Origin of the sequence: Gilliamella bombi (assembly GCF_900103255.1) — a bacterium.
In the GTDB taxonomy this organism is placed as follows: domain Bacteria; phylum Pseudomonadota; class Gammaproteobacteria; order Enterobacterales; family Orbaceae; genus Gilliamella; species Gilliamella bombi.
The window spans coordinates 16,530-43,471 of sequence record NZ_FMWS01000021.1 but is presented as its reverse complement, the minus strand read 5'-3'; the positions used below and the strand labels follow the sequence as shown (position 1 = coordinate 43,471).

The window sequence follows — 26,942 nt, the reverse complement described above, 5'->3', positions numbered from 1 at the left end:
AAGAAATGTAAAGATGAAAACAATTCGACTTTATAGATAGGTTAATTTTATAATTAAAATAGGGTGTTAGCTTTATAGCTTTTGAATTTTGTCGGAATAACTGATATTGGTGGTAACGTTTAATTTAAGAATTTTGAGCGTAACATCTTACAACTCACATGAGATACAAAATATGAACTACGGTACCCAACGCTCTCGCTCTTAACCATCGGTATGATTTACTCGAATCATTATGATATTCGCCTTTTTTAAGCCTATTTGCTTTGCTAAAAAGTGCCAAGTTGTTCCTGATAAATTGGCATCCCTAACAAAGCACAAACTCACCAAACAGTCCTATTTGGCGTGCTGCCCTCAGTCTATCAGCAAAGCACTCCGACACAGTTAAAAGATAGGTAGATTAACCTTGCCGTGTTGTGTGTTTTCTCTAAAATAGCTCAGGTGGACTATTGATTTTATTAAAGTTTTTTATTTTACTTAATTTAAGTAATTATTAGCTAATTTCTGTTTTTATTACAATGTTTTTGCTGTGTTTTTTGTGCCTTGCACACAACTAATCACTTTCGTTAGTTAACACCGTATGGGATATAAATTTACTTTTATACTAAATAGATGTTTTATTGGAGCGGGAAACGAGGTTCGAACTCGCGACCCCGACCTTGGCAAGGTCGTGCTCTACCAACTGAGCTATTCCCGCTTATTGAGGTGCTTCGTAAGAAGTGGTGAGCATTATACAAAAATTTTTGTATCTCGCAACCTCTTTTTATTATTATTTTTTGTCTTTCAAACTATCTTTCCAACTAAGTGATTCAAAAACACCAAATAAAAATAGCCGTAACACTTTAAATTTGTCTTGTTGTTTTTCTTGTTTGGTCATGGTTGAGTTTAACATCCATGCTTGTAAACCATGAGTAACAGTAAAGGCGATTAAGCCAATATTGGCCACAACATTTGCCGGTTTTGGATATGGATGGATTAAGTTAAATAATAAAAATAACCACATTAATGAGTATAAAGTTTTACCAATAAAGATGAACATTAATTATCTTCTCGTATAAATAGATAGCTGTGAACTTGCCCTGCAATTTTTTCACGATGTAAGCGCCAATTAGTTGGAATATAAGTTGTTAGATCATGCTGTATTTCTGTTTCAATATAAATATAAGCCAACGGTTTTAGCCAGTTGTTATTTTCAAGTTCGTTAACCGTTTTTGCGACTAATGATTGATGAAATGGCGGATCGATAAATACAATATCAAACTGTTTTACTGCTGGCCTGTTTAGCCATTGTAAAGTATCAGTATGATAAATGTCGATTGCGTTGCTAGCAATAATCTGTTTATTTTTGCTAAGTAGCTGTGCTACTTGTTTATCTTTTTCGAGCAAAGTAACACTTTGGGCTCCTCTTGATACCGCTTCAAAACCTAATGAGCCACTACCCGAAAAGCAGTCCAAACAATCACTATCATGTATAACTGGCATTAACCAGTTATATAGAGTTTCTTTGATTCGATCGGTGGTTGGGCGTAATCCTTGTTTGTCTAGTACCGACAATTTACGCCCACGCCATTTTCCGCCAATAATTCTTATTGAACCATTCATGCTAAATCCTTTATTAGAATAGTTCTGAAGTATTACCTTCTGAATCTGTTACTTTCGTGCCCACCTCTTGGGTCGCATAAGTCGTTGGTTCGGTACCTTTTATAAAGTACTCTGACATTGTTTTAGATCCAGATTGAGGTAATAGACCTGTTTTTTGATCAATAGTAACAGAAATAACATTTGCAGGTTTTACATCTTCTATTACTGGTACATCTTTTAGGGCAACTTTCATATAATCAACCCATATTGGATTTGCGGTTACTGCCCCTGCTTCAGCCCGGACTGTTCGCCCCAAGTCACGGCGATGATCATCAAATCCCATCCAAACAGTAGTTACAATATTGCCACCAAATCCAGAAAACCAAACGTCTTTAGATGAGTTAGTTGTCCCAGTTTTACCACCGACATCTTTTCTACCCAATGCTTTCACACGCCATGCAGTACCTTGCCAATCTGAACCACCAAATACGATGGATCGAAGACCATCTTTCATAATAAATGCAATACCACTATTTACCGTATGCGGTGCGTATTTTGGTGTTACATCAGTGACTTTATTTTCAGTATCAATATCAGGTAAAATTATATTATCATCTGCTTTTAGATTTTCTTGCTCTGGCTCTTCATTACCTAATTCGGTTGATTCATTTTCAACATTATCAAGTGATACTGGTGTGGCCCCTACAATGACGTCATCGTCAGTACAATTGTGACAAGCAATTAAAGGTTGATGCTGATAAATTAGACCTTTACCATCATTTTCCTCAATTTTTTCAATTAAATATGGTGATATTAAATAACCGCCATTAGTGATCACCGAATAAGCTCTTGCCACTTGCAATGGCGTAAATGATGCCGAACCTAAAGCTAACGATTCATTATAAGAAATATTTTCTTTAGGAAATCCAAAACGCTCTAAATAAGTCGCAGCATAATCTATACCAACTGCACGCAATGCTCTTACCATCATTACATTTTTAGACATTCCTAGGCCAATTCTTAAACGTAAAGGTCCTGCATAGGTAGGTGGTGAGTTTTTAGGACGCCATGTAGCACTACCCGCAGAACGAACAATTGGTGCATCATTAAGAAGCGTAGCCATTGTTAAACCTTGCTCTAATGTTGAGGTATAAATAAATGGTTTAATATTCGATCCTAATTGCCTTAGTGCTTGTGTTGCTCGATTAAATTTACTCAAATTAAAATCATAACCACCAACAATCGCTTTGATTGCACCATTGTCTGAATCAAGTGATACTAGCGCAGCGTTAACAGCAGGAATTTGTGATAATTCCCAATTATCATCAGTTTTTTTGACCCAAATTAACTGTCCTGCCTTGATGGTGTCAGAGACTTTTCTTGGGTAAGCGCCTTGTCTTGTATCGCTAATAAATGGACGCGCCCATTTCATGTTTTGATATGCAATAGTAATATTACTTTTATCAGATAATACCGCTGTTGCTTCTTTATCTGAAGATGTCATGACCACCGCTGGACATATTCCGCCATAGCACATGTATTTATTAAGAGTTTGCTGGATTTGTTCAGAATTCCATGGTGCTTCGTCTGGTTGCCATAATACTTTTTCAGCACCACGATAACCATGTCTGGTATCATACTCAATAATATGCTTTTGCACTGTTTCTGTTGCAGCTATTTGATCGGTTTTTGAGATAGTTGTATAGACTTTATAGCCATCTGTGTAGGCATTTTCGCCAAATTTGTCGTACATAAATTGACGTGCCATTTCGGCAACATAAGGCGCCGAAAACTCAATTTGTGGTGAGTGGTAGCTAGCGCCTAACGGTTTTTTAATCGCTTCGTCATATTCTGCTTGAGTAATATAGGATTGATCTAGCATTCGTCCTAGTACCCAATTGCGTCTAGTCAATGCTCGTTCTGGATGTGAAATTGGGTTGTAAGCTGATGGTGCATTTGGTAAACCAGCTAATAAAGCCGCTTCATCAACAGTTAACTGTTCAGGTGTTTTACCAAAAAAAGTATAAGATGCAGCAGCAACACCATATGCCCTCGATCCGAAGTTAATCATGTTAAGGTATAGTGCCATGATTTCTTCTTTTGATAACTCTTTTTCCATACGGATAGCCAAAATCATTTCTTTGACTTTACGCGCTATACTTTTTTCAGGTGTTAAGAAAAAGTTCTTAGCGACTTGTTGCGTAATTGTACTGCCACCTTGAGAAAATCCTTTCTGCTTTAAACCAATATACATCGCTCGAGCAATACCAACTGGATCGATGCCAAAATGTTCATAAAAACGAGCATCTTCAGTTGCAATGACCGCATTAATAACTATTGGAGGAATTTCATCATATTTCAGAGGGGTTCTACGCCGTTCACCAAAAATGGCAATTAATTCACCATCTTTGCTTAATACTTGCATTGGTGTTTGAAGTCGAACATCTTTTAATGTAGTGACATCAGGAAGATCCTTTGAATAATGAGCATAACCTGCAATACCAATAATTAAGCCACAAAGAAATAAGCCAATGAATAATTTTAGAATAATTTTTAACACTCTAATTAATATCACAAATCTTTCCTATTCTAAATTTTAAGGCAAAAATAATGGCACGAGAGTTCTCTCTGCGCCAAATTTAGTAACACTATCTTCAGTTCTGGATCTTCACATTGACATTAAAAGAAAAAGTCTATGGTTGATCGCTCGTTTATTAAAACACACAAAAATTATGCGCATTATCTCCCATATTTGTCTTTATTTTAAGTAATTTTTTGCAAAAGAATGAAATAATCCTAATTTAACTAAAGTAAAGAATGAATTATGTGGAGCATAAAACTTAGCATATCAAAGATACAATTACTGATTTCAACTCTTTTTTACTCAGTGTTAATCGCACTTTGTTTAGTTATGTTTGCTAACACATACTTAAATTGTTATACCTTTGTTATTATTCTATTATTAATAATAGAATGGTGGCACAGTCTACGTTATTTCAAAACTATTAAAGACGAATTTGCGCTATTTCACTGTATCAATCAAATATACTGGCACAAACAACGTTGGTACTTAATGCATAGACCGTTGATATTTCGTTATATCATTATTTTAAACTTAAAATCACGACATAATGGCAAACGCTGTACGCTATTATTAATGGTTGATAATCTTCAACCTAATGATTGGCGTACATTACGTTTTTACTTAAAGCAAATCGAATTAAATTGACACAAACACCTACTTTCCTGAAACTTTTTGCCATAAAAATCGTTACACTAATGGGATTTTTTGATCCAATACTGATAAGGTTGAGATTCTATTTGCAATGACAGTAATTGATGATCCATATGGCGGCAAAAGCTAGGTACATCACGAGTAGTTGCAAAATCATCAGCGATCACATAAAGAACTTGTCCTATAGATAGTTCTCGGATCGCTTTTCTAATTAACATAATAGGTTCAGGACAACGCAATCCAAGCGTGTTGAGTTCTTTGTCAATAGTTATATTCATATTTAATAATTATAAAAACAGTTTACTTAGATAATGTGGTACAGCATCTTGAGCGTTAGAGCCAATAACCTCTAACTCAGGCAATAATGATTTTAATTCCGAGCTTCCGTTTTGCATTATACAACCTTTACCTGCGGCTTTTAACATTTCGTAGTCATTCATGCCATCACCAAAAGCGATACTATCTTTTAAACTGTAACCTAATTTTTCTACCACTTTTTTTAGTGCACTACCCTTAGACACATTTTCGGCCATCACTTCAAGGCAATTTAAGGTTGAAAAAGCAATGCTAAGTTTGTCACCAAATTTTGCATCAAGTCGATTCTTTAATTGGACTAAATGCGGGTAAAGTGCATTATCCGTTGTCGTAAAATAAATTTTAGCAATATCGCTAGTGTCAAAATTAAGTGGATTAAATAATTGATAAGTAAAATCTGTGTCTCGAAAGAATTCTAATGAATATGTATCTTCCTTATTAATTAACCAATGATCACCACGATATACATGAGTATAAATTAAAGGATCATCCATACTCATTTTAGCTATTTCACTAGCAAGCGATGGGGAAATACTTTGGCTAAAAACTAGATTACCTTCGCTATCATGCACCCTAGCACCATTTGCTGTTATCATAAAGGCGTCAATTTCCATGTTTTCACGCATTTGAGCGACATCAATGTGGTGTCTGCCAGTTGCAAAAACAAAGTGAATGCCTTTTTTACGTAACGCTTGAAGGACTTGCTTGGTATAAGGTGATAAGCTATGTTCAGGAGTTAATAAAGTACCGTCTAAATCAGAAGCAACAACATGCATAATATTCTCTACTTTTATAATTAATGGTAATAATAATATACTTTAAAACAATATTTACTTATCAAAGCAACTGCTAAAACAAGTTAAAGTATGATACAACTCCGTTAACATTTACTCAACCAATTGCGGTGTAATAAAAATAACCAACTCTCGTTTTTGCTGTTTTTTTCTATTATATTTAAATATATTTCCAATAATGGGCACATCGCCCGCACCAGGTACTTTTTGTTGCCCATTGGTGTTAAGCTGTTGAAAAATACCACCTAAAACTACTGTTTCGCCATTCTTTATTTGAACTTGTGTTTTGATCTCTTGTGTATCAATAGCTATCGCCTCACCACCATCACTACGTTTTATTGAGCGACCAGCCGTATTTTGCGTAATGTATAAGTCTAAAATCATCCTATCATCTGTTAGTACTTTCGGTGTGACCTCTAGCCCTAACACCGCAGGCTTAAATTCAATAGATGTTGCACCATTACTACCACTAGAAACCTCGTAAGGAATTTCAGTACCTTGTTTTATCGACGCCATATTTTGATTGGCTGTTAACAAATTTGGGCTGGCTATAATTTCAAGTTGATTTTCAGATTCGAGCGCTGATAACTCTAAATTAAGTAAATGACCAGATATTTTAGCCAAATTAAAACCTACAGTTGTGGTGGGATAACTAGCTCCAAGCCCCACATCGAACTTATCTAATAATTGCGATGATTTTCCTGAATATCCCCATTTTATACCCAGCTCTGACATGCTCTCCTCATTCATAGTAACAATATGCGCTGAAATATGAACTTGAGGCATTGGTTTATCCAGTGTTTTAACTAATTTTTGGATATTAGCAAATTGTTTAGCTAAATCGGTAATGATAAGCGAATTTGTCCGCTTATCGAGCGTAATCTTGCCCCGTTCTGATAATAATCCTTGTTGTTGAATTGTTTCAATTAAGGTGGCTGGGTCTGCATGATTAACAGCTATAGGCAAAGAATTAAGTGGTTGGTTTAATTCTTTTTCTCTTTGTTCAGATTGCTGTTTTTTCAATAAAACTTCTGGTTCTATCGCTTTAGATACGAACAAAATATTATCGTCAATTTCGGCTTGTAAATTTGCCGAATCTAATATGATCTTTAGCGCTTTGTGCCAATCAACGTTGTTGAGTTTAATGGTTTGCTTAATTGGTATATCTTCGGTCATGACTAAATTCATCTGCTGATTATCGGCTAAAGCTTGTAAGATAATTGCAATGTCGGTTTGGTAGAATGTCATTGAGATATTTTGTTGCGAATCGACATTTACTGATTGCTTCATATTTGCGTAAGTTGTATTTATGATCATTGTTACAAATATAAAAATTATTACAGCTAACAAACTTATTATTGCTTTAATCAATCTGCAAATACATTGTTCTAGCCATTGATGCTTTTGATTCTTACTATTGTTATTATTCATTTAGCGACATTGTCCATGATACAGTACTATGGCAATAATCAGGCAAATCGGCCTGCCACGTTATTTTATCGTTTAATAAAGATTGCAAACGCCAAGGAAACAAAACGTTAGGCACCACATCATCAGTTATTGCTAACCATTGATTTTCAGATGTTAACCAAATTTGCTGATAATTCTGAGCAATTTGATTCATGCTTCCCCTAAAATGCCAAACTTGAATTTGTTCAAGCAGTAACGTCGTTTGCTCACTACAAGAAACTGAGTAATTTTGTTGAAAAGGATCTCGTTCTAAAGACACATCGGCCTTTAGTTCAAAACAGATAACAATTAATAAACTAATAAATTGATAGATATAACGTTTCACTTTATGACTTTTTAAATAAGAGCGTAAACATGATCTGTAACTGCTGTTCTTGCTTGCTGATTTTTAGATTCTGAAAATCAAGATAATAAAAATCATCCGTTAATGATGAAATTAAAGCCATAAAATCAAAAAATTGCCCTTCTAATTCAATATCCCAATTAACCGTATTGTCAGTTTGATAATGTTTAAAGGAACTTAGTGTTAGATGATTTTGTTCAATAGCCAACGCTAATTCTTTTTCAGATATCAAACTATATAAACTATTTTTACTTGCCTGATAACGCCTTACTTTTGCCTGTAACAATTCAATTTCAGTAATCTTTTGCTGATATAACTCGGCCTTTAGCTCAGCTTGTTGCTGGCCTTCTTTAATAAAAAGTTGATAAACAATAACAAAAAATGCTAAACAACATAAAATACACAATGCGTACTGTTGCCAAACTGGGCGATAGAAAAAATCACTGTTCATTAAGTTCCATTTCCATTTCAAAAAATAAATTATTCTTATTGGTCGATACGGTCTTTATTTGACTTTTAGCGATATTTTTTAGCATTAACAAATTTTGGTTAAAATGAGTAAGTTCGACATAACTAAAGCTTTGCCCTTCTATTGCTACTTTTTTAGGTTCATAATAGAAAGAATCAAGCCAAATTACTGAAGGTAACTGCGCTGAAAGCAATAATAAGGATTGCTGAATTTGTTTTTGGCTTAATGATGGATTAGGCAAATAATTAACTAATTCTTCAGTTAATTTTTGTACTATCTTTTGCTGGTGTAGTAATTTTTCATCATAAGTTTGTAAATCATTTTTAGCGTGTACCCACAAATAACAGAGCAAACAACTTATTATGCCCATAAATCCAACAACCACGCCTGTCAATTGTCGTTGATGTTTTGTTTGTTTCTCTTGCCGCCAAGGTAAAAAATTAACTTTATTATTTTCAAATCGACAACCTACAAAAGTTAATAGTCGTTGATGCTTTTTAAAAAGATTGATCCAATTTTCAATATAATGACGTTCAACTATCATCACTGTAATTTGTTTTGTATGTTCAGTTGAATAAACAAAATCAAAAAATACACTTTTAGCCGACACTTGGAATAATTTATAGATGTTAGCTTCAACGTATAAACTCAATTCATTTAAATTTAGCTTTACATCAGGTAAGGTTAATTGTTGTATTTGAATTAAATTGATATCCAAATTAAGTTCAAATACCGCACGCTCAGAAATTTTTTTTCGTAACTCATCAATAAAAATATCTATATCATTTTCATTTTGATAATTAAATACAATCAGATCTTCGCTAGTGGCTGTTGTAGCATTTCGCTTAACTGAATTTTCAATCCTATAGCGCAAAATTGTAGGTTCGACATAAATAATGACGCTACTTTTATTAAAAATCATGATGGATTATCTTCTTGTTTCTGATAATAGCATCACTTAATCATAATCATCTTTTCCTAAATAAAAACTGACAAAAGCGATTTTTGCGAACTATCACCCAAAAAATGTTTAAAATTAAATCGAACGGAGTAGATTTTAGAGAATTTAAAAAAAAAAGGTTGACTGAAATAAGTCGTGCCTTATAATGCACATCCACACGGTAAGGGTGATTAGCTCAGTTGGGAGAGCACCTCCCTTACAAGGAGGGGGTCACTGGTTCGAACCCGGTATCACCCACCAATCTTTACCGTGATGTTTCAGTAATGAAACACTTGGGGTGATTAGCTCAGTTGGGAGAGCACCTCCCTTACAAGGAGGGGGTCACTGGTTCGAACCCGGTATCACCCACCATCTTTAAGATGGGTCGTTAGCTCAGTCGGTAGAGCAGCGGACTTTTAATCCGTTGGTCGAGCGTTCGAATCGCTCACGACCCACCATTTTATTGAATAATTCCTAAATCCAATCAATCTAATCAAGTAAAAAAAAGCGATGAGAACGATAGCGTTCGACAAATTTGTCTAGAACAAATTTGAACAACACGCAGTGTTGGCCCCGAAGGGGTGAGGCACACGATGTGCCGAATAATCGCTCACGACCCACCATTTCATGACATCAATATTTAATTAATAAACAACTTATTTAATTACGCTATACTAAACAGATAAATACGATAGAATAATTAAGTTATTTAATTTATAAGGAAGTTGTATGCTAAAGTTTTTTGCAAAACTATCATTAGTTTTATGTTTTAGTATTGCTGTTAATGCTGATCAACAAACATTATTTGATTTTAATGAAGAATATCAAAAAGCAACAGAACAAAAAGATGCAGAGGCGCAATACCATGTAGGTCTTATGTACGCTGATGGCTCATATACTAAAAAACGGCAATTTAAAGGTTTCGAATATGGTTTTGATGAGCAATTAAAAGCACAACCTGATTATATTAAAGCAAAAGAGTGGTTTGAAAAGGCTGCCAATCAAGGTCATATCGCAGCTCAACACAGTTTAGCCTTATTGTATTATAATGGACAAGGAACAAAACAAAACTATTCTAAGGGAATTGAGTGGGATACAAAAGCAGCTAAAAAAGGAGATGCCGTTGCTCAATATACATTAGCAACACTCTATTACAATGGTACAGGGGTTAAAAAGAACTATTTTAAAGCTAAACACTGGTTTGCTAAGGCCGCTGAACAAAACTATTCCGATGCTAAAGATCACTTAAATGTTGTAACAAAAAAGGTTAATGCCATTGTAGCCAAACAACAGGCCAAGAAAAAGCAAGCTAGTAATAACGATTGCGGTTGTTAATAATTAATCTGTTACACCAAAATGGAAAAATATCAAAAGATATCTATACATTAAATCATTGCTTTCAATAGACTTATCAAAATAAGCACAAATAGTTTTGCAAACAAGTTAAAAACATTCTTTAATAAGAAATTTGGGCCCAAAATAAAGAGGCAGTTAAATGAAAAAAATACTATTAATAATATACTTATTTGTAAATACGCCTATTTTTGCAACACAAAATATAGAATATAACTTTGATGTTGAATATAAAAAAGCAACAGAACAAAATAGTGCCGAAGCACAAAACCGGTTAGGTTATATGTACCAGTACGGTCTTAACGTTAAACAAGATTATGCTAAAGCTATTGAATGGTACCAAAAATCGGCTAATCAAAATTACGCCGATGCACAAGTAAGTTTAGGCTACATGTACAATTATGGTCTCGGCGTGAAGAAAAATTTGCTTAAAGCAAAGCAGTTTTATGCAAAAGCAGCCTCAAGCGGTTATGCTTTAGGTCTATTTAATCTAGGGGCACTTTACGAATTTGCAGAAAAAAAACATTATCTAAAAGGAATTGAACAAAATTCAGATAATAATACTATTAGCCAAGACTATGTTAAGGCAAAATATTTTTACGAAAAAGCTGTACAACTAGGCAACAAAGAGGCTCAAAACAATCTGGGTAGATTTTATTATATTGGAATTGTTGTCAAAAAAAACTATACCAAAGCTAGAGAACTATATGAACAAGCAGCTAAGCAAGGCAATATATATGCTCTGCATAATTTAGCAAATATGTATTACAATGGATTAGGTGGATTAAAAAAAGATTTTGCCAAAGGTGTAGAATTAGACACTCAATCTGCACAAAGAGGAAATCCTGAAGCACAATATAGCTTAGGTTGGTTATATTATAATGGCTCATGGTTTGAAAAAAATTATACAGAAGCTAGAAGATGGTTTCAGTTTGCCGCTGAACAAAATCATGCCGATGCACAATACAATTTAGGTATTATCTATCAACAAGGATTGGGAGTGGCAATAAATACCTATACTGCAAAATATTACTTTCAACAAGCTTGCCAAAACAACCATCAAGAAGCATGTAAACATGTCAAGAAACTTCTTTAATAAAAATATAATATTGGCAATGGGAAATAACTAAATGGCACTATAAAAGGTATTCAAACTGCTAAGCATTACTTTTAAACAATATTGTAAAAATAATATATATCAAGCTTGTCAAGAATAACCTAACACAATTCCCAAATAATAATTATTAGTTCAACGTTTTGGTTATGTATGTGCTTAATGCATATCAAATACATACATAACTAAACAATAGGCAATATAGAACATTACAGCACCAACTATACAGTCCAATATTACCCACATTCTTTTCTTTCTAAATAGCGGTATGAGTAATTTTGCTCCGTAACCAAGACTAAAAAACCATATGAATGAAACACTGACGGCACCAACCAAAAATGCAAATTTTTGTTCATTAGTTAACGTGCCAGCAATTCCACCCACAATAACAACAGTATCCAAATAGACATGAGGATTAAGTAAAGTAACAGCCAAAGTTGCCAATACAACTTTTAATGAGTTGTTATTGTTAAGAGATTGAGATTCTATTTGTATGCTACTTGTGCCTTTAATTGCACTTTTAAACGCACAAAAACCATACCAAATTAAAAAAATCGCCCCAGATATTGCTAAAATATTAGTAATTAAAGAATTGCTACGAATAAAAGTACCTACCCCAAAAATCCCTATTGACATTAAAGCAAAATCACAAATAAAACAAATTGCCGACACATAAAAGATATGATTTTTTAATAATCCTTGCTTGAGTACAAATAAATTTTGAGCACCAATAGCAATAATTAAACTAGCCGAAATGAAAGCACCACGTAATATTTCCAATAGCATTTAGTTATAACACCAGAATAAAGATAAGAAAATTTATTATATAATCTAAATGCTATAAGTTTATAACAAACGTATTGAATTTGTTATTTGTTATTTTTCTCTAACCACAATAGTTTGGTTTTATTTTTGTTTAAATAGAGAATGATCATTCCAATAGCTAACCAAATAATACCGACCATTTTTGCATCGTTATCAATATGTAATAATACAGGTAATAGCACTACAATACCTATAATAGGCATAAAGACGTCTAGAAACCACGAAAACCATCCTTTTGAGCCTTTTTTAAACTTAAAATAGCCAATTACAGATAAATGTAACATGATAAATGCAGTTAATGCTCCAATATCAACAAATGAAACTAAAGTTGGCAACCCTTTAGCATTATTAGCAGCAATAACAACTAAACATAAATTAAATAGCGCTGCAAATATAATAGCCATTGTCGGTACACCACTTTTTTTTCCTACTTTTGCAAAAAATGAAGGTAAACGTTTGTCACGCCCCATACTGAATAAAAGACGACTTGCTGCGGCTTGTCCAACCATTGCTGCAAATGATGCACCAATAGCTTTCATTAAACCTAGTGCCCACCCTAACCACAGATTAATTTCTTGATTAACAATATGATAGTAAACTTTACCTTGTAGTTCTGGATGACTACGCAAATATTCAGGGTTATAAGGGTTAAGTAAGCTACCGACATAAATTTGTAGCACAAATAAACACCCAGCTAAAATTAAACAACATATAATCGCTTTACTAACTAAATTATGAGGTCCGCCATTTTCTTCTGAAAAAGTAGCAATAGCGTCAAATCCCAAATAAGATAGTACAGCAATAGACACTGCATTAAATAGATTACTCCAACTGAATAAATCACCACCAATAAAAGGTTGTAACCAATCTCTGTTACTACCATTAGTGGCTATTATCCAAATACCAACAGATAACACAGCAAGTAATATAATAATTTCAAATATCAAGATGATTAACGTAATTTTAGTCGATTTTCTAACCCCAACTAAATTCAGCGTAGTAGTTAACATAACAGCTAAACATGTCCATACCCATATTGGTACTTCGGGAATCAATGCATTGAACGATATACCGCTAAATAAGTACGCAACCGCAGGGATAAACATATAATCAAGTAACAGCAACCAGCCTACTAAAAACCCAGCACTAGGATGAATGCCAATAGAACAATAAGCATAAACAGCTCCCGCATGCGGTAAAGCGTTTGCCATTCTGGCATAAGAAAGCGCGGTAAATGCCATTACAAAAGTTGCTATGATATAAACCAAAGCAACTGCACCATCACTTATCGCATCTAAAACACCAAATAATCCTACAGGTGCTGCTGGACCAATAAAAAGCAATCCCAGAATAACCAAATCCCGGAATCGCATATTTTTATTTAACTGTTGCATAATCATTCTCTAGCGCAATTATCAGTAATGATGAAATATTAAATGATTAATGCGCAGCATGCTAAGATCAGCTTGTTATTAGGTTATAATTATTTGTTATAAGAACATACTTTAGTGATATTCTTTAACCTCATAGGTATAAGACATTTTCGCTGTTTTACCAAGCATGATAGAGGCACTGCAATATTTTTCTGATGCAAGTTTTACTGCCGTTTCGACTGCTTCGTTATCAATATTAATACCCGTAATGACAATATGAAAATTAATTGACGTATACACTTTAGGGGAGGATTCTGCTTGAGTTTTATCAATATCTATCCAAAGATCACGAACATCTTTTTTTTTATTTTTTAAAATTGCAATAATATCATAAGCCATACAACCAGCTGCACCATGCAACAAAAGCTCCATAGGACGAGCTCCACGATTACGCCCGCCATGTTCAATACCGCCATCCATCACTAGCGAATGCCCACTTGCAGTTTCACCTAAAAAACCAAATTCATCAATCCACTTTAAACGATCTTTCATAATTATCTCCTTTAAATTTATCTTTAACCTTCTTATTAGTTACAAATTTATTAAATAACATAATCGTTTTTAACCACGCTGTCATCATTTTGATTATTACTTTATTGATCAAATATGACAATGTTAGTAAACTTTTTACTAAGAGAATCATTAAGATCTTTTAAATTATTCAGGTAAAATCACTGTATTATTTGCAATAAAATATTAGCAATATGTAATTAAAATCAATGTTTTCATTTTAATTTTTGCTTAACAAATAATTATATAGATTGGGTTACCCTACTCTAAGGATTGAATATGATTTTTAAGTTTATTATCTTCCTTTTGATAGGATCCTTGGCTAGATTATTAGCTAGTATTTTGGTGGTGACGTATTAGTTATTATGCTAGCAAGCATCTCGATGGCTAAAGTAGGTGCACAACTTGCACAAAAATTATCGATTAAAAAATTAATTAAATTCTTTGGTATATTTTATTATTGCTTGCAACGAAATTAATCATTTTTTAAACATCATTAATAAATAAAAAGGCCGCAAAAGCGACCTTATCAGTTTTGATGCAATACCATTAAATGACTATCTTGCTTCTTTAACTGCAAGTCCTAATTGCCAAACGGCCATTGCATAATGAGTGCTGTGGTTATAACGGGTGATAGTATAAAAGTTTGGTAATCCATACCAGTATTGGTAACGATCGCCCATATCAAGACGCAATAAACTTACCTGCGTATGTCCTTCTAATGAGCTTTGTGGTTTTAACCCTGCTTTTGCTAATGTTTCAATGGAGTATTTAGTACTAAAACCAGTATCAAGTGATAGTGCTTGGCCATCAGCCATTACAGCCACTTTTTTACCACGTTGCCAACCGTATGATTTAAAATAGCTTGCCACACTACCAATAGCATCAACAGGATCCCATAAATCAATATGCCCATCATGATTAAAATCAACAGCGTGACGTCTAAATGCTGATGGCATAAATTGACCATATCCCATAGCACCAGCAAATGATCCACTTAAATCAAAGGGATCAACCCCCTCATCTCGGCACATAACTAAAAAATCTTCTAATTCGTCAGAAAAATATTTCGCACGTCTTGGATAGTAAAAGGCAAGAGTTGACAAGGCATCAATGATTTTAGTTTTACCCATCACTCTCCCCCAACCTGTTTCGACGCCAATAATGCCAACAATAATTTCGGGTGGCACACCATATTCATTATAAGCACGCTGTAATTCTTTTTGGTATTGATTCCAAAATTCAACACCACGAGGAAGGTTACTTGGTGTAATAAATTTATTTTTATATCGAATCCAAGCACCATTTGGTGCCGTTGGCGAGGTTGCTTTTGGTGCTTGTTTATCCATTAAATTAATTACCCAATCGAGCTTATTAGCTTGAGCAAGCACATTACGGAGTTGTTGACGATTAAAACCATGCTTACTAACCATTCTATCAATAAATTTTTCTTTATCTATGTCTAGTGACGCACTAGCGGTTTTAGATTGATTGTGCTCTTTTTCGAGATAGACACCGCCTTTAACATTTGCATGTCCACGGTGTTCTTTCATGGGAGATGTTGAAGATTTATTACTACTACAAGCTACAAGCAATAAAATTGTACTAATAAAAATGGCAATACGCTGCATAAAAAATCCATATTTTAAGTAATTAAAAATCGACAACATCATAAAATATTTATTGTTATTTAACAATATTTGGGCATGATTCTCCTGCCGAAACTTGTTTAATATTGTTTAACGTCGTATCAGAAATATTTAACAATGCTTCTTGTGTTAAAAATGCTTGGTGCCCCGTAAAAATAACATTATGGCAGGAAGATAAACGACGGAACACATCATCTAAAATAACATCATTAGATTTGTCTTCAAAAAAGAGATCACGTTCGTTTTCATAAACATCCATGCCTAAAGCACCAATTTTTGTTTTCTTTAATGCATCAATAGCTGCGGTTGCATCAAGTAATGCGCCACGACTTGTATTGATAATCATCACGCCGTCTTTCATTTTTTGGAAAGAATCTTTATTCAATAAATGATAATTTTCAGGTGTCATAGGGCAATGTAACGTAATCACATCAGATTTTGCATATAACTCATCTAACTCAACATATTGCGCTCCTAATTCAACTGCAACATCATTAGGATAAGGATCATAGGCAAGAATATGCATACCAAAACCTTTCAAAATGCGGATAATCGCTTGACCAATTTTGCCCGTACCAATAACACCAGCAGTACGATTGTGCATATTAAATCCAGTTAATCCATCTAACGAAAAGTTAGCATCACGAGTACGCTGATAGGCTTTATGCGTTCTTCTATTTAACGTCATCATTAAAGCCACTGCATGTTCTGCAACTGCTTCTGGTGAATAAGCTGGCACACGAACTACCGTGATACCTAACTTTTCAGCTTCAGTTAAATCAACATTATCAAACCCAGCGCAACGAAGCGCTAAAATCTTAATGCCATAACTTGCTAATTTTTTTAGTACTTTTCTATCTACTTCGTCATTAACAAATGCACAAACTGCGTCATAACCTTGGGCGGTAACCACTGTTTTACAGCTAAGTTTATGTTCATAATATTCGATATCAAAGCCATATTTTTTATTAGCGATTTCTAAATGTTCTTTATCATAATGTTTACTACTAAAGACAGCCACTTTAATTGAACTTTTCATATTACTACACCCCTTTTAAATGGTAGTTTGTTAATCTCTTAATTAATTATTGACATTAATTTTATACTGAAACACATAGTTACCTGAAACTTTTTAACAAAAAATAGCTAAAATAATGAATCTCTAACTTTCAAAAAGTCATTGCGCATAACTTTCTTATATTGAAAACATGACTTTGGATAAAACGGTCAATCTTGGCTTGCTGAATTATTTTTTATATGTTGTGTGCTATGATAACACTTTGCCAAAAACTAACAATAAAGTTAAATAATGAATAGCTCGCAGAATTCACTTTTAAAAACCATTTTTACGACCAAGATGCTAATCTGCATTTTTACAGGTTTTGCTTCTGGTCTTCCTTTTTATTTATTATTACAACTGTTACCTGCATGGTTAGAAAGTGATGGTATTAATATCAAAACAATTGGAGCCTTTTCATTAACGCAAATTCCCTATATTTTTAAATTTATCTGGTCACCATTGATGGATAACATTTCGCTCTTTAATTTAGGGAGACGACGTGGTTGGATGCTTGGGTCCCAAATAATACTTATATTTTCTATCGCAATATTAGGATTTTTTTCACCTTCATTGAATATTTGGTTAATAGCAACCATTTGCTTTATTATTGCACTATTTTCAGCTACACAAGATATTGCTCTTGATGCCTTTAGACGAGAGTTATTGCTTGATAAAGAATTAGGACTTGGTAATAGTATTCATACCAATGCTTATCGCATTGCAGGTTTAGTGCCAGGTTCATTATCACTAATATTATCAAATACCTTGCCTTGGAATAGTGTTTTTATCATCACTGCATTATTTATGCTGCCTGCTATCATTATGACGTTACTAGTAAAAGAACCAATTAACCAATCGCCCCAAAATCATACTTTTGAAGATATCATCATTAAGCCATTTAGTGAATTTATTAATCGAAATGGACTTAAAACAGCCATATGGATTTTAACATTTATCTTTTTATATAAATTAGGCGATAGCATGGCTACATCCTTAGCCACGCCTTTCTACTTACAAATAGGCTATAGTCGCCCCGACATTGGTTGGATTGCCAAAAATGCTTCTTTATGGCCAAGTGTGTTTGGAGCATTAATGGGTGGCATTTTGATGATCAAAATAGGCATAAACCGAGCATTATGGTCTTTTGGTGTTGTCCAAGTTATATCAATTTTAGGATTTATTTGGCTTTCGATAGAAGGACCTTTTACTACAATAGGAATATTTCAAAAAACGTTATTAGCCATAGTGATAGGGATTGAATCACTTGGTGTCGGCCTTGGTTCGGCTGCTTTTGTAGCGTTTATTGCTAAAACAACCAATCCACTTTATACCGCTACACAATTTGCTTTATTTACCAGCATTGCTTCAGTGCCAAGAACTCTAATTAATGCATCTACCGGTTTTATGGTTGAACACTTAGGATGGACAAACTTTTTTTGGTTATGTTTTATTCTTGCTTTTCCTGGTATGTTATTATTGTTAAAAGTTGCCCCGTGGAATAGCCAATCTTAGGAGAAAATATGGACAAACTAACCCAAGCATTCGACTTTAGACATGCATGTAAAAAATTTGATAATACCAAAAAAATCAGTGATGATGATATTAAATACATTTTAGAAGCGGGTCGTCAATCTCCTTCATCATTTGGCATGGAGCCATGGCATTTTGTGGTTGTAGATAGTCACAAGATAAAAGTTGAATTACGTAATGTTTGCTATAACCAAGAACAAGTTACCAGCTGTTCACATTTTGTAATTGTACTTTACCGCAAAGCCAATAATTTTACGTTACAGAGCGATTATTTACGACAAACAATTGCACGCACCTTACCTGATCCCAATAATCAAACCGATATTGATATTGCCTGTCAAGGATTTATCAATTTTTGCGAACAAGGCTTAGCCGACGGTTTAACCATCAACCACTGGTCAGAAATGCAAGACTATATCGCTAGTGCCAATATGATGACTGCAGCAGCATTTCGTGATATTGATTCATGTGCTATTGGAGGATTCGATCATGATAAAGTCATCAAGATTCTAGAAAAATATATTCCACAATTTGGTGGCGACTCATTCGGGATAGGACTTTGCTTAGCTTTTGGTTATCGAATTAATGAACCAACAGCGCATATTCGTTGGCCACTTTCAGACTTAACAACGTATCTATCTGATAACAGCGAAACGAATTAAACAATAGGCACCTTCAATCACAAAATGGAAATTGAAGGTGTTGATAAAAATAGATAACTTAATTATTCAATTGATTGATAAAGCGCTTCGGCTTCAGATGAAGCTGAATCCATAATAAAGGCAATTCCAGATAAAATATTACCAATCTGAGGATCGGTAATATTTTGTTGTACTGAATTTAAAATCTCTTGAGCCCAATTAATTTTTGTAAGTACAGCTTCGACACTTTCTTTTGAAGGATTACTCATCTTCTCTCCTACTGTTAGGATGTTAACTAAACCAATAATCAAAAATATCTTATTAAATAATAAAAAATTTGAGATAACGGATATAAGAATAAGAAAATCGCATATTCTAAACAGTAAAAACAAAAACAAAAATTAATGTAGTTTAAATAAAGAATAAATGTATTTAAAATAATTGAAAATAAAAAGATAAACTTTTAGTTTAATAAAAATTGGCGCAATACAAAAAAGCCTATTATGATTACCTATTGCTATAATAAACAATTCTTTTACATTATAACGATTGATAATGTTAGACTTATTAGCAATAAATTGCGTTAATTTTGCCCAAAATTTTAAAATTAAGTAAGGATTTAAAATGAAAACCAAACATGCTCGTTTATTAATACTTGGCTCTGGTCCTGCCGGTTACACTGCTGCTGTTTATGCCGCACGAGCTAACCTTTCCCCCGTGTTAATTACAGGAATGCAAGAAGGTGGGCAACTAACTACCACAACCGATCTTGAAAACTGGCCAGCCGGTGCTCCTGATTTAACAGGACCAGAATTAATGCTTAAGATGAAAGAACATGCAGAAAGATTTAATACTGAAATTATTTTAGATCAAATTGATCGCGTTGATTTTAGCACAAAGCCATTTAAGCTTTATGGTAGCGAAACGCAATACAGTTGTGATGCGCTTATTATTGCAACTGGCGCATCAGCGCAATACCTTGGTTTACCGTCAGAAGAAGCATTCAAAAGTAAAGGTGTGTCGGCTTGTGCTACCTGTGATGGATTTTTCTATCGCAACCAAAAAGTTGCCGTAGTGGGTGGTGGCAATACCGCAGTTGAAGAAACGCTTTATTTAGCCAATATCGCGAGTGAAGTGCATTTAATTCACCGCAGAGATACCTTTAGAGCAGAAAAAATCTTAATGGATCGTTTAGATCAAAAAATTAAAGAAGGCAAAGTTATCTTACATACTCATCGTGTAGTTGATGAAATTTTAGGGGATAACATGGGAGTAACTGGAGTTAGAATCCGTAGCTCACAAGATCCTAATATTACCGAAGAATTATCGGTTTTAGGCGTGTTTATCGCTATTGGCCACAAACCAAACACCGCTATATTTGAAGGTCAACTTGAACTAAATGGCGGTTATATCAAAGTACAATCAGGCACGCAAGGCAACGCTACTCAAACCAGTGTCGAAGGTATTTTTGCTGCTGGTGATGTAATGGATCATGTCTATCGTCAAGCAATCACTTCAGCAGGTACAGGCTGTATGGCTGCTTTAGATGCAGAACATTATTTGGATAATTTAAAATAAGCAGTAAAGATCTTTATGTCATTAGATAAAAAACGCCAGACCTATCTACTTGGCTGGTTAAAACAGCAAGCAAAAATGCATAAAACTAATTTGCGTGCTTCAATTTTAACCGGATTGGTTTTAACTATATTAGTTATTATTCAATCTGCATTACTCGCTGTAATTTTGCAAAAAATTATTATTGAACAACACTATTTTGTGGATATTCTGCCTTTTTTTGGCGCACTAATTGCAGTGTTACTTGGTCGAGCAGGCTTAATTTATCTACGCGAAAAGATCAACTTTGCCATAGGCAAAAAAGTTCGTCAGCAAATTCGACAGCAATTAATTGATCAACTTGAGTTGCATGGACCTGCTTATTTAAATCAAAGCACGAGCGGCGCATGGAGTACATTGCTTATTGAACAAGTTGATAAATTGCATGACTTTTTTGCCCGTTATCTTCCTCAAATGCGATTGGCAGGCATGGCACCGATTTTAATCTGTATTGCTATCTTCCCATTTAACTGGGCTGCTGCTACAATTTTGCTTTGCACCGCCCCCCTGATTCCTATTTTTATGATTTTAGTGGGAATGGGAGCCGCTGATATTAATCGTCGTCATTTTAAAGCGCTCGCATATTTAAGCGGTCATTTTTTAGATCGTTTAAAAGGACTCAATACCATTCGATTATTCCACCAAGGCGAAAAACAAACTAACGAAATAGCCATTGCCTCTGAAGATTTTCGTATTAAAACTATGCAAGTGCTCAAAATAGCCTTTTTATCTTCAGCCGTATTGGAGTTTTTTACTTCTATTTCAATCGCCATTGTGGCGGTTTATTTTGGATTTTCGTATTTAGGCGAATTCGATTTTGGTGCATATAATGGAACTGTTACTTTATTTGCTGGTTTTTTTGCGCTAATGTTAGCCCCTGAATACTTTCAACCTTTACGTGATTTGGGCACTTACTATCATGCCAAAGCTGAAGCAATCGCAGCAGCAGATAATATCGAAACTTTTTTAAGTAAAAAAATCGCACCAAAACAAGCCAATGATAATATAACAAACATAAAATTGACTGAACCATTAAAAACAATTGAAGCAGATAATTTAATTGTATTATCTAACGAACAACAACCTATCGTTGGTCCATTATCGTTTAGTTTGCAAGCACCATTTAAATTAGCTCTAATAGGAACTAGTGGCGAGGGTAAAACTTCGTTAATGCAAGTACTACTCGGTTTTTTACCTTATCAAGGCTCACTAAAGATTAATGGTATTGAATTTAATCAATTAGATATTAATGATTGGCAACTGCAAGTAAGCTGGATTGGTCAAAATCCTTACTTGATTAATGGTACTATCCGTGAAAATATTTTATTGGGTAAACAAAATGCAACCAACCATGAACTGGATAACGTGATAGCCAAAACCCAATTGACCGAAGTTATTGCTAAATTACCACAAGGCATTAAAACCCAAGTTGGCGAAGATGCGGTACGTTTATCAGTTGGACAAGCACAGCGGATCGCCTTAGCCAGAGCAATGCTAAAACCCTGTCAATTATTGATTCTTGATGAACCAACTGCTAGTTTAGATAAACAAACCATCCAAAATTTGGATCAGCAGCACATTGCCCCGAATAGCATTACAATTACTCATCAAACAGATGACATGGAAGATTTTAAACAAATCTGGCAATTGGCTAATGGTAAGCTACACTGTGATATCAAGGGGTATTTATGCTAGCTATATTACGCCCTTATATCGCACTATATAAACACTATTTTGGGCAAATTTTATTGGGATTATTTTTGTCAATTCTTACCCTATTTGCCAGCGTATTTTTGCTGTCATTATCAGGGTGGTTTTTGGCTTCTACCGCTTTTGTTGGCGTTGCAGGTTTGTATACTTTCAATTATATGTTGCCTGCTGCTGGTGTTCGTGCTGCGGCAATTATTCGAACCGCCGCTCGCTATATGGAGCGTTTAGTTGATCATAATACTACATTTAAAATCTTAGCTTATTTAAGAACGTTAGCTTTTCGTAAGATTTTGCCCTTAAGTGCCAATCAATTAGCCCACTACCAACGGGCTGACTTGCTTAATCGCTTTATTGTCGATATTGACGCACTTGATCACTTATACCTAAAACTTTTTTCACCTATTGTAACCGCACTTGTTACCATTGTTGTTTTGTTTGTTGGGTTAGCAAATATAAACTTACCTATTGCGTTAATTATTACTATTATCCTTACAGCCACCTTACTTGTGGTTCCGGTCATTTTTTATCAAGCAGGAAAACAACTCGGCAAAACACTAGCTAAACAACAAAGTGAATATCGTTTATTATTAATTAATTATCTACAAGGACAAGCTGAACTTATCCTATTTAATGCACAACCACGCTATCGTGCTAAACTTGATGAGCTTGAATCAAACTGGCTTTATAACCAGCAACGTCAATCAACATTAATGGCACTATCAAGCGCATTGATTGTGCTGATTGCTGGTTTTTTAACGTTGCTTGTTCTGTGGCTAATTACCCAATACACCCTATCCCCTTTAGTGGCACTATTTGTATTTGTTAGTCTTGCAAGTGCTGAAATACTTATGCCAATTCCTGGCGCATTTATTTTTTTAGGGCAAGTACTTACTTCTGCCACACGCACAACGGCTATTTTTAATCAAACGCCCGACATTCAATTTGTTTCTAAAGGTAAAGCGATAGATTTAACTACAGCAAAATTAAAATTTGAACAAATTAATTTCAGCTACCCAAATCAACCTTTTGCGATATTAACTGATTTTTCCTTAACGGTTGAACAAGGTGAACATATTGGAATAATTGGTAAAACAGGTTGTGGTAAATCAACTTTATTAAGCCTAGTAAATCGGACTTGGGAGGCAAGCTCCGGCAATATTTATTTTAATGATACCCCAATAAATCAACTGGATGAAAAAACTTTGCGACAAGCCATTGCAATGGTTCCGCAAGTTATTACTATTTTTAGTGAGACTTTACGGCAAAATTTACTCATTGGTAATCCTAATGCAACTGATCAACAGCTTATTGAGGTTCTACATCAAGTTGAATTGGACAAATTACTAACTACAGAACAAGGTTTAAATATGCTAATTGGACAAGGTGGGCGTACTTTATCTGGCGGTGAAATTCGTCGTATAGGCATTGCAAGAGCATTACTGCATAATTCCCCTTTAATTTTAATGGATGAACCAACAGAAAGCCTTGATCAACGAACAGAACAACAAATTATCCAATTGATAAAGCAAACATGTAAAGGCAAAACACTAATCATGGTTACGCATCGTTTGACTGATAATCCGCTGTTTGATCGTATGATTTCGTTTTAATTAAATTTGACCCGAGTATTTATTTACTATATTGTCAAACAACTGACAACTTTATTAGTTTATAATTTGGCTTGATATATTTACAAACTTTGGTTGATATCTTTTCAAGAATAATAGTTATTTATCAACAACCTATTATTTTTTTAAAATTGGGCTACATTACCCTCTTTTTTATCATAGCGGTATTCGCCATTATTAAAAAGTAATACCCAAATAAGGCATAATATAATGCTACTAACAACAATAGTTAAAATAGTTAAAAGAATTTTAGTTATATCAACATATTGAAATACATTTATATCCCATATTAGAGTAAAAATAAAAATGCTTCCCTTTATTGGTATACACATACAAACTATCACCCCATTCTTTGCTTACAAACTTAATTTCTGCCAATCCTTGTGAAAACTCGGGTTGTTTTGCAAACATGGGATCATTAACATATTCAAAAGTTTTATTATGCTTATTTAATCGATATAATTTTTGTTTATCAATCAGCAATAAAAAATCATCGTTGTCCCATTTTCTTAATTCATAGGGAATAGATTCTGAAAAATGACTTTTTTCATCAATAGGAAATTCAAATTGACCAACAAACTGATTTGCTTGGGTATCATAAATTTTAATGAGATGCTGTTCTTCTCTCCTTGAAAATGGATCGTCTTTTGATATTTTTAATTTACTTTTCATAATCAAATAAGGTGTATCTTCGTATTATTATTTTCGTTTTTTAATCTCCAGACGGTATAGAATCCTGAATATTTTTTACAAAAATTGGATCAGCAACACTAATTTTTTGTTTGAAAATGTGTGCCATTCAAATATAAAACTTTGCTTTTTTATTGTTCAAATTTCCTTTAACTTCTATATATATTTGTATAAGATGAAATACGTGAAAATTATTCCATTAAATTGCATATATTATGAAAGCGATATTTTTCTTACTTTTTTTATTTAGTACCAATTTTGTAGAAGCAGCAACGGTTAGAATCCTTCCGCACGTGGGTCACGATTACAACCCAATATATCCATCTTTATTAGGTTTATTTTTAGGACTTTTATTCTTGTTGGGTATATCGTCGTTAACAGAGGTGCTAGAGGAATTTAACATAAATAGAGAAAAAAAGCGAAAAGCAAAAGATACAATAAAAGATACTCTAAATAAAGAGGAACGTTTAGCTATAAATAATCAAAAAAAATTGAAAAGAGACCAAATAAAGAAAAACAGAAAAGAACAAATAAAAAAATTGCATGAAGATAAACTAGCAAAAAAGAAAAGAAAAAAGCAATCCCAATAATCAATAAAAATATGTGTAAGTTATCATCACCGTTATTTTTAAAATATATGCTATAATGGCGCTTTATTTTTAATAAAAAGAGAGATTATTTTGCAACAGTCGTTACAAGATTTTATTATTGATAAGATTGATGTTCTAAAAGGAAAAGACATTGTTACCCTTGATGTTCGTGGCAAATCAAGTATTACCGATTATATGATTATTTGTACTGGCACTTCAAACCGTCATGTTTCCTCTATTGCTAACCATTTACTTGATGAAGCAAAAAAACAAGGCCATTTGGTGTTAGGTAGCGAAGGTAAAAGTGATGCCGATTGGGTCGTAGTTGATATGGATGCGGTCATTGTACATATAATGCAAGAAGAAAGCCGTCAGCTTTACGAACTTGAGAAGCTTTGGAGTTAATCACGTGAAGATACAGCTTATTGCTGTTGGCAATAAAATGGCAAACTGGGTTACCACTGCTTTTAATGATTATCAATCACGATTTCCTAAAGATATGCCTTTAGAGCTTATTGAAATCCCCGCTGGAAAACGTACCAAAAATGCAGATATTGTACGGATCTTAGATAAAGAAGGCGAAGCAATGTTAAGTGCCTGTAGTAAAGGCAATCGCATTGTGACTCTTGATATTCCAGGTAAACCTTACACAACGCATAATTTAGCTGAACAATTAGAACGTTGGAAAGTAGATGGCCGTGATGTGAGTTTATTAATTGGTGGACCTGAGGGATTATCTCCTTCTTGCAAAGCGGCGGCGGAACAGAGTTGGTCACTGTCGCCACTTACCCTACCTCATCCTTTAGTGCGGGTTATTGTAGCTGAAAGCCTTTACCGTGCATGGAGTTTAACCACTAATCATCCTTATCATCGTGAATAATAAAGTAAGGTAAATATGATGAGCGCAATTATTTTAGATTTGCAAATTGCTACAGAAGATAACCAAAATTTGCCTACCGAAGCGCAAATTATGCAATGGTTAGAGGTTATTTTACCTCAGTTTATGGATAACGCCGAGCTCACTATCCGTATTGTCGATAAACAAGAAAGTCAGCAATTAAATTGTACCTATCGTCATAAAGATAAACCAACTAACGTTTTATCTTTTCCGTTTGAATCTCCAATCGAGATCGATGTTCCTTTATTGGGTGATCTAATTATTTGTAAGCAAGTGGTTGAAGCTGAAGCTGAGCAACAACATAAATCATTAACTTCGCACTGGGCACATATGATTGTGCATGGTTGTTTACATTTACTCGGTTATGATCATATTCTTGACGATGAAGCTGAAGAAATGGAAAATATCGAAATTGATATTATGCTACAGTTGGGGTTTGAAGATCCTTATCAACCCATTGATGAATAGAAATGTACGATAGGTCGTTTAGTTATATGCTATTTTGCAAACTTTTTTAGTAAGTAAATTAAGTAAACTAAACCAAAAATAGTAA

General features: G+C 34.1%; 28 protein-coding genes and 4 tRNA genes. 15 read left to right on the top strand and 17 right to left on the bottom strand.

Annotated elements, in window-relative coordinates; translation table 11 throughout:
- Positions 1 to 618 precede the first annotated feature (618 nt).
- From B9N71_RS05570 to B9N71_RS05555, 4 genes are all read right to left on the bottom strand, one after another.
- Positions 619 to 694, bottom strand: a tRNA-Gly gene (locus B9N71_RS05570).
- 72 nt (positions 695 to 766) lie between these two features.
- Positions 767 to 1,036 carry a DUF1145 domain-containing protein gene (locus tag B9N71_RS05565; protein ID WP_085164689.1) on the bottom strand — a complete coding sequence of 90 codons (270 nt, stop codon included), beginning with the start codon at positions 1,034 to 1,036 and terminating at the stop codon, positions 767 to 769.
- Positions 1,036 to 1,599 carry a 16S rRNA (guanine(966)-N(2))-methyltransferase RsmD gene (gene rsmD, locus B9N71_RS05560; RefSeq protein WP_085164687.1) on the bottom strand — a complete coding sequence of 188 codons (564 nt, stop codon included), beginning with the start codon at positions 1,597 to 1,599 and terminating at the stop codon, positions 1,036 to 1,038. The genes B9N71_RS05565 and rsmD overlap by 1 nt, the downstream gene beginning before the upstream one ends.
- Positions 1,600 to 1,612: 13 nt before the next feature.
- Positions 1,613 to 4,144, bottom strand: coding sequence for a penicillin-binding protein 1A (locus tag B9N71_RS05555; protein WP_370738302.1), 2,532 nt, complete (start codon positions 4,142 to 4,144; stop codon positions 1,613 to 1,615).
- A gap of 258 nt (positions 4,145 to 4,402) precedes the next feature.
- Between B9N71_RS05555 and B9N71_RS13495 the strand changes: the two genes are divergently transcribed.
- Positions 4,403 to 4,807 (top strand): protein YgfX, encoded by a 405-nt coding sequence (locus B9N71_RS13495; RefSeq protein WP_085164685.1) that lies wholly within the window; start codon positions 4,403 to 4,405, stop codon positions 4,805 to 4,807.
- A 47-nt stretch (positions 4,808 to 4,854) separates the two neighbouring features.
- Here B9N71_RS13495 and tusA read toward each other — a convergent pair whose 3' ends face one another.
- From tusA to B9N71_RS05520, 6 genes are all read right to left on the bottom strand, one after another.
- The gene (gene tusA, locus B9N71_RS05545; protein ID WP_065589573.1) at positions 4,855 to 5,091 is read right to left on the bottom strand and encodes a sulfurtransferase TusA; all 237 of its coding nucleotides are present in this window, start codon (positions 5,089 to 5,091) and stop codon (positions 4,855 to 4,857) included.
- 9 nt (positions 5,092 to 5,100) lie between these two features.
- Complete coding sequence (locus tag B9N71_RS05540) at positions 5,101 to 5,907, bottom strand: Cof-type HAD-IIB family hydrolase (RefSeq protein ID WP_085164683.1); 807 nt, start codon at positions 5,905 to 5,907, stop codon at positions 5,101 to 5,103.
- A gap of 108 nt (positions 5,908 to 6,015) precedes the next feature.
- Positions 6,016 to 7,212 (bottom strand): secretin GspD/PilQ domain-containing protein, encoded by a 1,197-nt coding sequence (locus tag B9N71_RS05535; RefSeq protein ID WP_081296831.1) that lies wholly within the window; start codon positions 7,210 to 7,212, stop codon positions 6,016 to 6,018.
- A 133-nt stretch (positions 7,213 to 7,345) separates the two neighbouring features.
- Positions 7,346 to 7,717, bottom strand: a complete 372-nt coding sequence (locus B9N71_RS05530; RefSeq protein ID WP_085164681.1) for a hypothetical protein — start codon at positions 7,715 to 7,717, stop codon at positions 7,346 to 7,348.
- Position 7,718: 1 nt separating this feature from the next.
- Positions 7,719 to 8,186: a hypothetical protein gene (locus B9N71_RS05525; RefSeq protein WP_085164679.1), complete on the bottom strand. Its 468-nt coding sequence runs from the start codon at positions 8,184 to 8,186 to the stop codon at positions 7,719 to 7,721.
- Complete coding sequence (locus B9N71_RS05520; protein ID WP_085164677.1) at positions 8,176 to 9,126, bottom strand: PilN domain-containing protein; 951 nt, start codon at positions 9,124 to 9,126, stop codon at positions 8,176 to 8,178. Before B9N71_RS05520 ends, B9N71_RS05525 begins: the two co-directional genes overlap by 11 nt.
- Before the next feature lie 203 nt (positions 9,127 to 9,329).
- Here B9N71_RS05520 and B9N71_RS05515 point away from each other — a divergent pair.
- From B9N71_RS05515 to B9N71_RS05495, 5 genes are all read left to right on the top strand, one after another.
- Positions 9,330 to 9,405: transfer RNA gene (locus B9N71_RS05515), tRNA-Val, on the top strand.
- A gap of 35 nt (positions 9,406 to 9,440) precedes the next feature.
- Positions 9,441 to 9,516: transfer RNA gene (locus tag B9N71_RS05510), tRNA-Val, on the top strand.
- Positions 9,517 to 9,526: 10 nt separating this feature from the next.
- A tRNA-Lys gene (locus B9N71_RS05505) sits at positions 9,527 to 9,602 on the top strand.
- Between the two features lie 271 nt (positions 9,603 to 9,873).
- Positions 9,874 to 10,479 (top strand): tetratricopeptide repeat protein, encoded by a 606-nt coding sequence (locus tag B9N71_RS05500; protein WP_085164675.1) that lies wholly within the window; start codon positions 9,874 to 9,876, stop codon positions 10,477 to 10,479.
- A gap of 160 nt (positions 10,480 to 10,639) precedes the next feature.
- On the top strand, positions 10,640 to 11,593 hold the full coding sequence (locus B9N71_RS05495) for a tetratricopeptide repeat protein (protein WP_085164673.1): 954 nt from the start codon (positions 10,640 to 10,642) through the stop codon (positions 11,591 to 11,593).
- Positions 11,594 to 11,770: 177 nt separating this feature from the next.
- On the opposite strand, the gene B9N71_RS05490 is transcribed toward B9N71_RS05495, so the two are convergent.
- The 5 genes from B9N71_RS05490 to B9N71_RS05470 form a co-directional block, all read right to left on the bottom strand.
- A complete protein-coding gene (locus B9N71_RS05490) occupies positions 11,771 to 12,397 on the bottom strand; it encodes a LysE/ArgO family amino acid transporter (RefSeq protein ID WP_085164671.1) in 627 nt (208 codons plus the stop codon).
- Between the two features lie 83 nt (positions 12,398 to 12,480).
- Positions 12,481 to 13,830 carry an APC family permease gene (locus B9N71_RS05485; protein ID WP_244178524.1) on the bottom strand — a complete coding sequence of 450 codons (1,350 nt, stop codon included), beginning with the start codon at positions 13,828 to 13,830 and terminating at the stop codon, positions 12,481 to 12,483.
- A gap of 111 nt (positions 13,831 to 13,941) precedes the next feature.
- Positions 13,942 to 14,361: an OsmC family protein gene (locus B9N71_RS05480; RefSeq protein ID WP_065589564.1), complete on the bottom strand. Its 420-nt coding sequence runs from the start codon at positions 14,359 to 14,361 to the stop codon at positions 13,942 to 13,944.
- Positions 14,362 to 14,936: 575 nt separating this feature from the next.
- Entirely contained in the window at positions 14,937 to 16,010 is a 1,074-nt protein-coding gene (gene mltB / locus B9N71_RS05475) for a lytic murein transglycosylase B (protein WP_065589563.1), read from the bottom strand.
- A gap of 55 nt (positions 16,011 to 16,065) precedes the next feature.
- On the bottom strand, positions 16,066 to 17,055 hold the full coding sequence (locus B9N71_RS05470) for a 2-hydroxyacid dehydrogenase (protein ID WP_065589583.1): 990 nt from the start codon (positions 17,053 to 17,055) through the stop codon (positions 16,066 to 16,068).
- Between the two features lie 282 nt (positions 17,056 to 17,337).
- On the opposite strand from B9N71_RS05470, the gene B9N71_RS05465 reads away from it, so the two are divergent.
- Complete coding sequence (locus B9N71_RS05465) at positions 17,338 to 18,600, top strand: AmpG family muropeptide MFS transporter (RefSeq protein WP_085164667.1); 1,263 nt, start codon at positions 17,338 to 17,340, stop codon at positions 18,598 to 18,600.
- Positions 18,601 to 18,608: 8 nt separating this feature from the next.
- Entirely contained in the window at positions 18,609 to 19,280 is a 672-nt protein-coding gene (locus B9N71_RS05460) for an NAD(P)H-dependent oxidoreductase (RefSeq protein WP_085164665.1), read from the top strand.
- A 62-nt stretch (positions 19,281 to 19,342) separates the two neighbouring features.
- Here B9N71_RS05460 and B9N71_RS05455 read toward each other — a convergent pair whose 3' ends face one another.
- A complete protein-coding gene (locus B9N71_RS05455) occupies positions 19,343 to 19,528 on the bottom strand; it encodes a hypothetical protein (protein ID WP_034909658.1) in 186 nt (61 codons plus the stop codon).
- 355 nt (positions 19,529 to 19,883) lie between these two features.
- Between B9N71_RS05455 and trxB the strand changes: the two genes are divergently transcribed.
- From trxB to cydC, 3 genes are read left to right on the top strand one after another with little or no spacing between them, the layout of a single operon-like run.
- Positions 19,884 to 20,837, top strand: a complete 954-nt coding sequence (gene trxB / locus B9N71_RS05450; protein ID WP_085164663.1) for a thioredoxin-disulfide reductase — start codon at positions 19,884 to 19,886, stop codon at positions 20,835 to 20,837.
- A 15-nt stretch (positions 20,838 to 20,852) separates the two neighbouring features.
- Positions 20,853 to 22,568, top strand: coding sequence for a heme ABC transporter permease/ATP-binding protein CydD (cydD, locus tag B9N71_RS05445; protein WP_085164661.1), 1,716 nt, complete (start codon positions 20,853 to 20,855; stop codon positions 22,566 to 22,568).
- Entirely contained in the window at positions 22,562 to 24,193 is a 1,632-nt protein-coding gene (cydC, locus tag B9N71_RS05440; protein WP_085164659.1) for a heme ABC transporter ATP-binding protein/permease CydC, read from the top strand. The genes cydD and cydC overlap by 7 nt, the downstream gene beginning before the upstream one ends.
- Before the next feature lie 276 nt (positions 24,194 to 24,469).
- Here the strand turns inward: cydC and B9N71_RS05435 are convergent, their stop codons facing one another.
- A complete protein-coding gene (locus tag B9N71_RS05435; RefSeq protein ID WP_085164657.1) occupies positions 24,470 to 24,883 on the bottom strand; it encodes a hypothetical protein in 414 nt (137 codons plus the stop codon).
- Positions 24,884 to 25,116: 233 nt separating this feature from the next.
- Here B9N71_RS05435 and B9N71_RS05430 point away from each other — a divergent pair, with 233 nt between their 5' ends.
- From B9N71_RS05430 to ybeY, 4 genes are all read left to right on the top strand, one after another.
- Entirely contained in the window at positions 25,117 to 25,491 is a 375-nt protein-coding gene (locus tag B9N71_RS05430) for a hypothetical protein (RefSeq protein WP_085164655.1), read from the top strand.
- Positions 25,492 to 25,578: 87 nt separating this feature from the next.
- The gene (gene rsfS, locus B9N71_RS05425; RefSeq protein WP_143422047.1) at positions 25,579 to 25,896 is read left to right on the top strand and encodes a ribosome silencing factor; all 318 of its coding nucleotides are present in this window, start codon (positions 25,579 to 25,581) and stop codon (positions 25,894 to 25,896) included.
- Between the two features lie 4 nt (positions 25,897 to 25,900).
- Positions 25,901 to 26,371 carry a 23S rRNA (pseudouridine(1915)-N(3))-methyltransferase RlmH gene (gene rlmH / locus B9N71_RS05420; protein ID WP_065590852.1) on the top strand — a complete coding sequence of 157 codons (471 nt, stop codon included), beginning with the start codon at positions 25,901 to 25,903 and terminating at the stop codon, positions 26,369 to 26,371.
- Between the two features lie 18 nt (positions 26,372 to 26,389).
- Positions 26,390 to 26,857, top strand: a complete 468-nt coding sequence (ybeY, locus tag B9N71_RS05415) for an rRNA maturation RNase YbeY (protein ID WP_085164651.1) — start codon at positions 26,390 to 26,392, stop codon at positions 26,855 to 26,857.
- The last annotated feature ends 85 nt before the right edge of the window (positions 26,858 to 26,942 follow it).

Bases quoted from the DNA above. Each gene is read 5' to 3' on its own strand.
- B9N71_RS05480 (WP_065589564.1), bottom strand. From the start codon at position 14,361: ATGAAAGATCGTTTAAAGTGGATTGATGAATTTGGTTTTTTAGGTGAA.
- B9N71_RS05525 (WP_085164679.1), bottom strand. From the start codon at position 8,186: ATGAACAGTGATTTTTTCTATCGCCCAGTTTGGCAACAGTACGCATTG.
- B9N71_RS05565 (WP_085164689.1), bottom strand. From the start codon at position 1,036: ATGTTCATCTTTATTGGTAAAACTTTATACTCATTAATGTGGTTATTT.
- B9N71_RS05495 (WP_085164673.1), top strand. From the start codon at position 10,640: ATGAAAAAAATACTATTAATAATATACTTATTTGTAAATACGCCTATT.
- B9N71_RS05520 (WP_085164677.1), bottom strand. From the start codon at position 9,126: ATGATTTTTAATAAAAGTAGCGTCATTATTTATGTCGAACCTACAATT.
- rsmD (WP_085164687.1), bottom strand. From the start codon at position 1,599: ATGAATGGTTCAATAAGAATTATTGGCGGAAAATGGCGTGGGCGTAAA.
- B9N71_RS05485 (WP_244178524.1), bottom strand. From the start codon at position 13,830: ATGCAACAGTTAAATAAAAATATGCGATTCCGGGATTTGGTTATTCTG.
- B9N71_RS05430 (WP_085164655.1), top strand. From the start codon at position 25,117: ATGAAAGCGATATTTTTCTTACTTTTTTTATTTAGTACCAATTTTGTA.
- B9N71_RS05490 (WP_085164671.1), bottom strand. From the start codon at position 12,397: ATGCTATTGGAAATATTACGTGGTGCTTTCATTTCGGCTAGTTTAATT.
- B9N71_RS05460 (WP_085164665.1), top strand. From the start codon at position 18,609: ATGGACAAACTAACCCAAGCATTCGACTTTAGACATGCATGTAAAAAA.
- B9N71_RS05535 (WP_081296831.1), bottom strand. From the start codon at position 7,212: ATGAAGCAATCAGTAAATGTCGATTCGCAACAAAATATCTCAATGACA.
- B9N71_RS05435 (WP_085164657.1), bottom strand. From the start codon at position 24,883: ATGAAAAGTAAATTAAAAATATCAAAAGACGATCCATTTTCAAGGAGA.
- B9N71_RS05500 (WP_085164675.1), top strand. From the start codon at position 9,874: ATGCTAAAGTTTTTTGCAAAACTATCATTAGTTTTATGTTTTAGTATT.
- B9N71_RS05455 (WP_034909658.1), bottom strand. From the start codon at position 19,528: ATGAGTAATCCTTCAAAAGAAAGTGTCGAAGCTGTACTTACAAAAATT.
- mltB (WP_065589563.1), bottom strand. From the start codon at position 16,010: ATGCAGCGTATTGCCATTTTTATTAGTACAATTTTATTGCTTGTAGCT.
- trxB (WP_085164663.1), top strand. From the start codon at position 19,884: ATGAAAACCAAACATGCTCGTTTATTAATACTTGGCTCTGGTCCTGCC.
- ybeY (WP_085164651.1), top strand. From the start codon at position 26,390: ATGAGCGCAATTATTTTAGATTTGCAAATTGCTACAGAAGATAACCAA.
- cydC (WP_085164659.1), top strand. From the start codon at position 22,562: ATGCTAGCTATATTACGCCCTTATATCGCACTATATAAACACTATTTT.
- cydD (WP_085164661.1), top strand. From the start codon at position 20,853: ATGTCATTAGATAAAAAACGCCAGACCTATCTACTTGGCTGGTTAAAA.
- tusA (WP_065589573.1), bottom strand. From the start codon at position 5,091: ATGAATATAACTATTGACAAAGAACTCAACACGCTTGGATTGCGTTGT.
- B9N71_RS05465 (WP_085164667.1), top strand. From the start codon at position 17,338: ATGAATAGCTCGCAGAATTCACTTTTAAAAACCATTTTTACGACCAAG.
- B9N71_RS13495 (WP_085164685.1), top strand. From the start codon at position 4,403: ATGTGGAGCATAAAACTTAGCATATCAAAGATACAATTACTGATTTCA.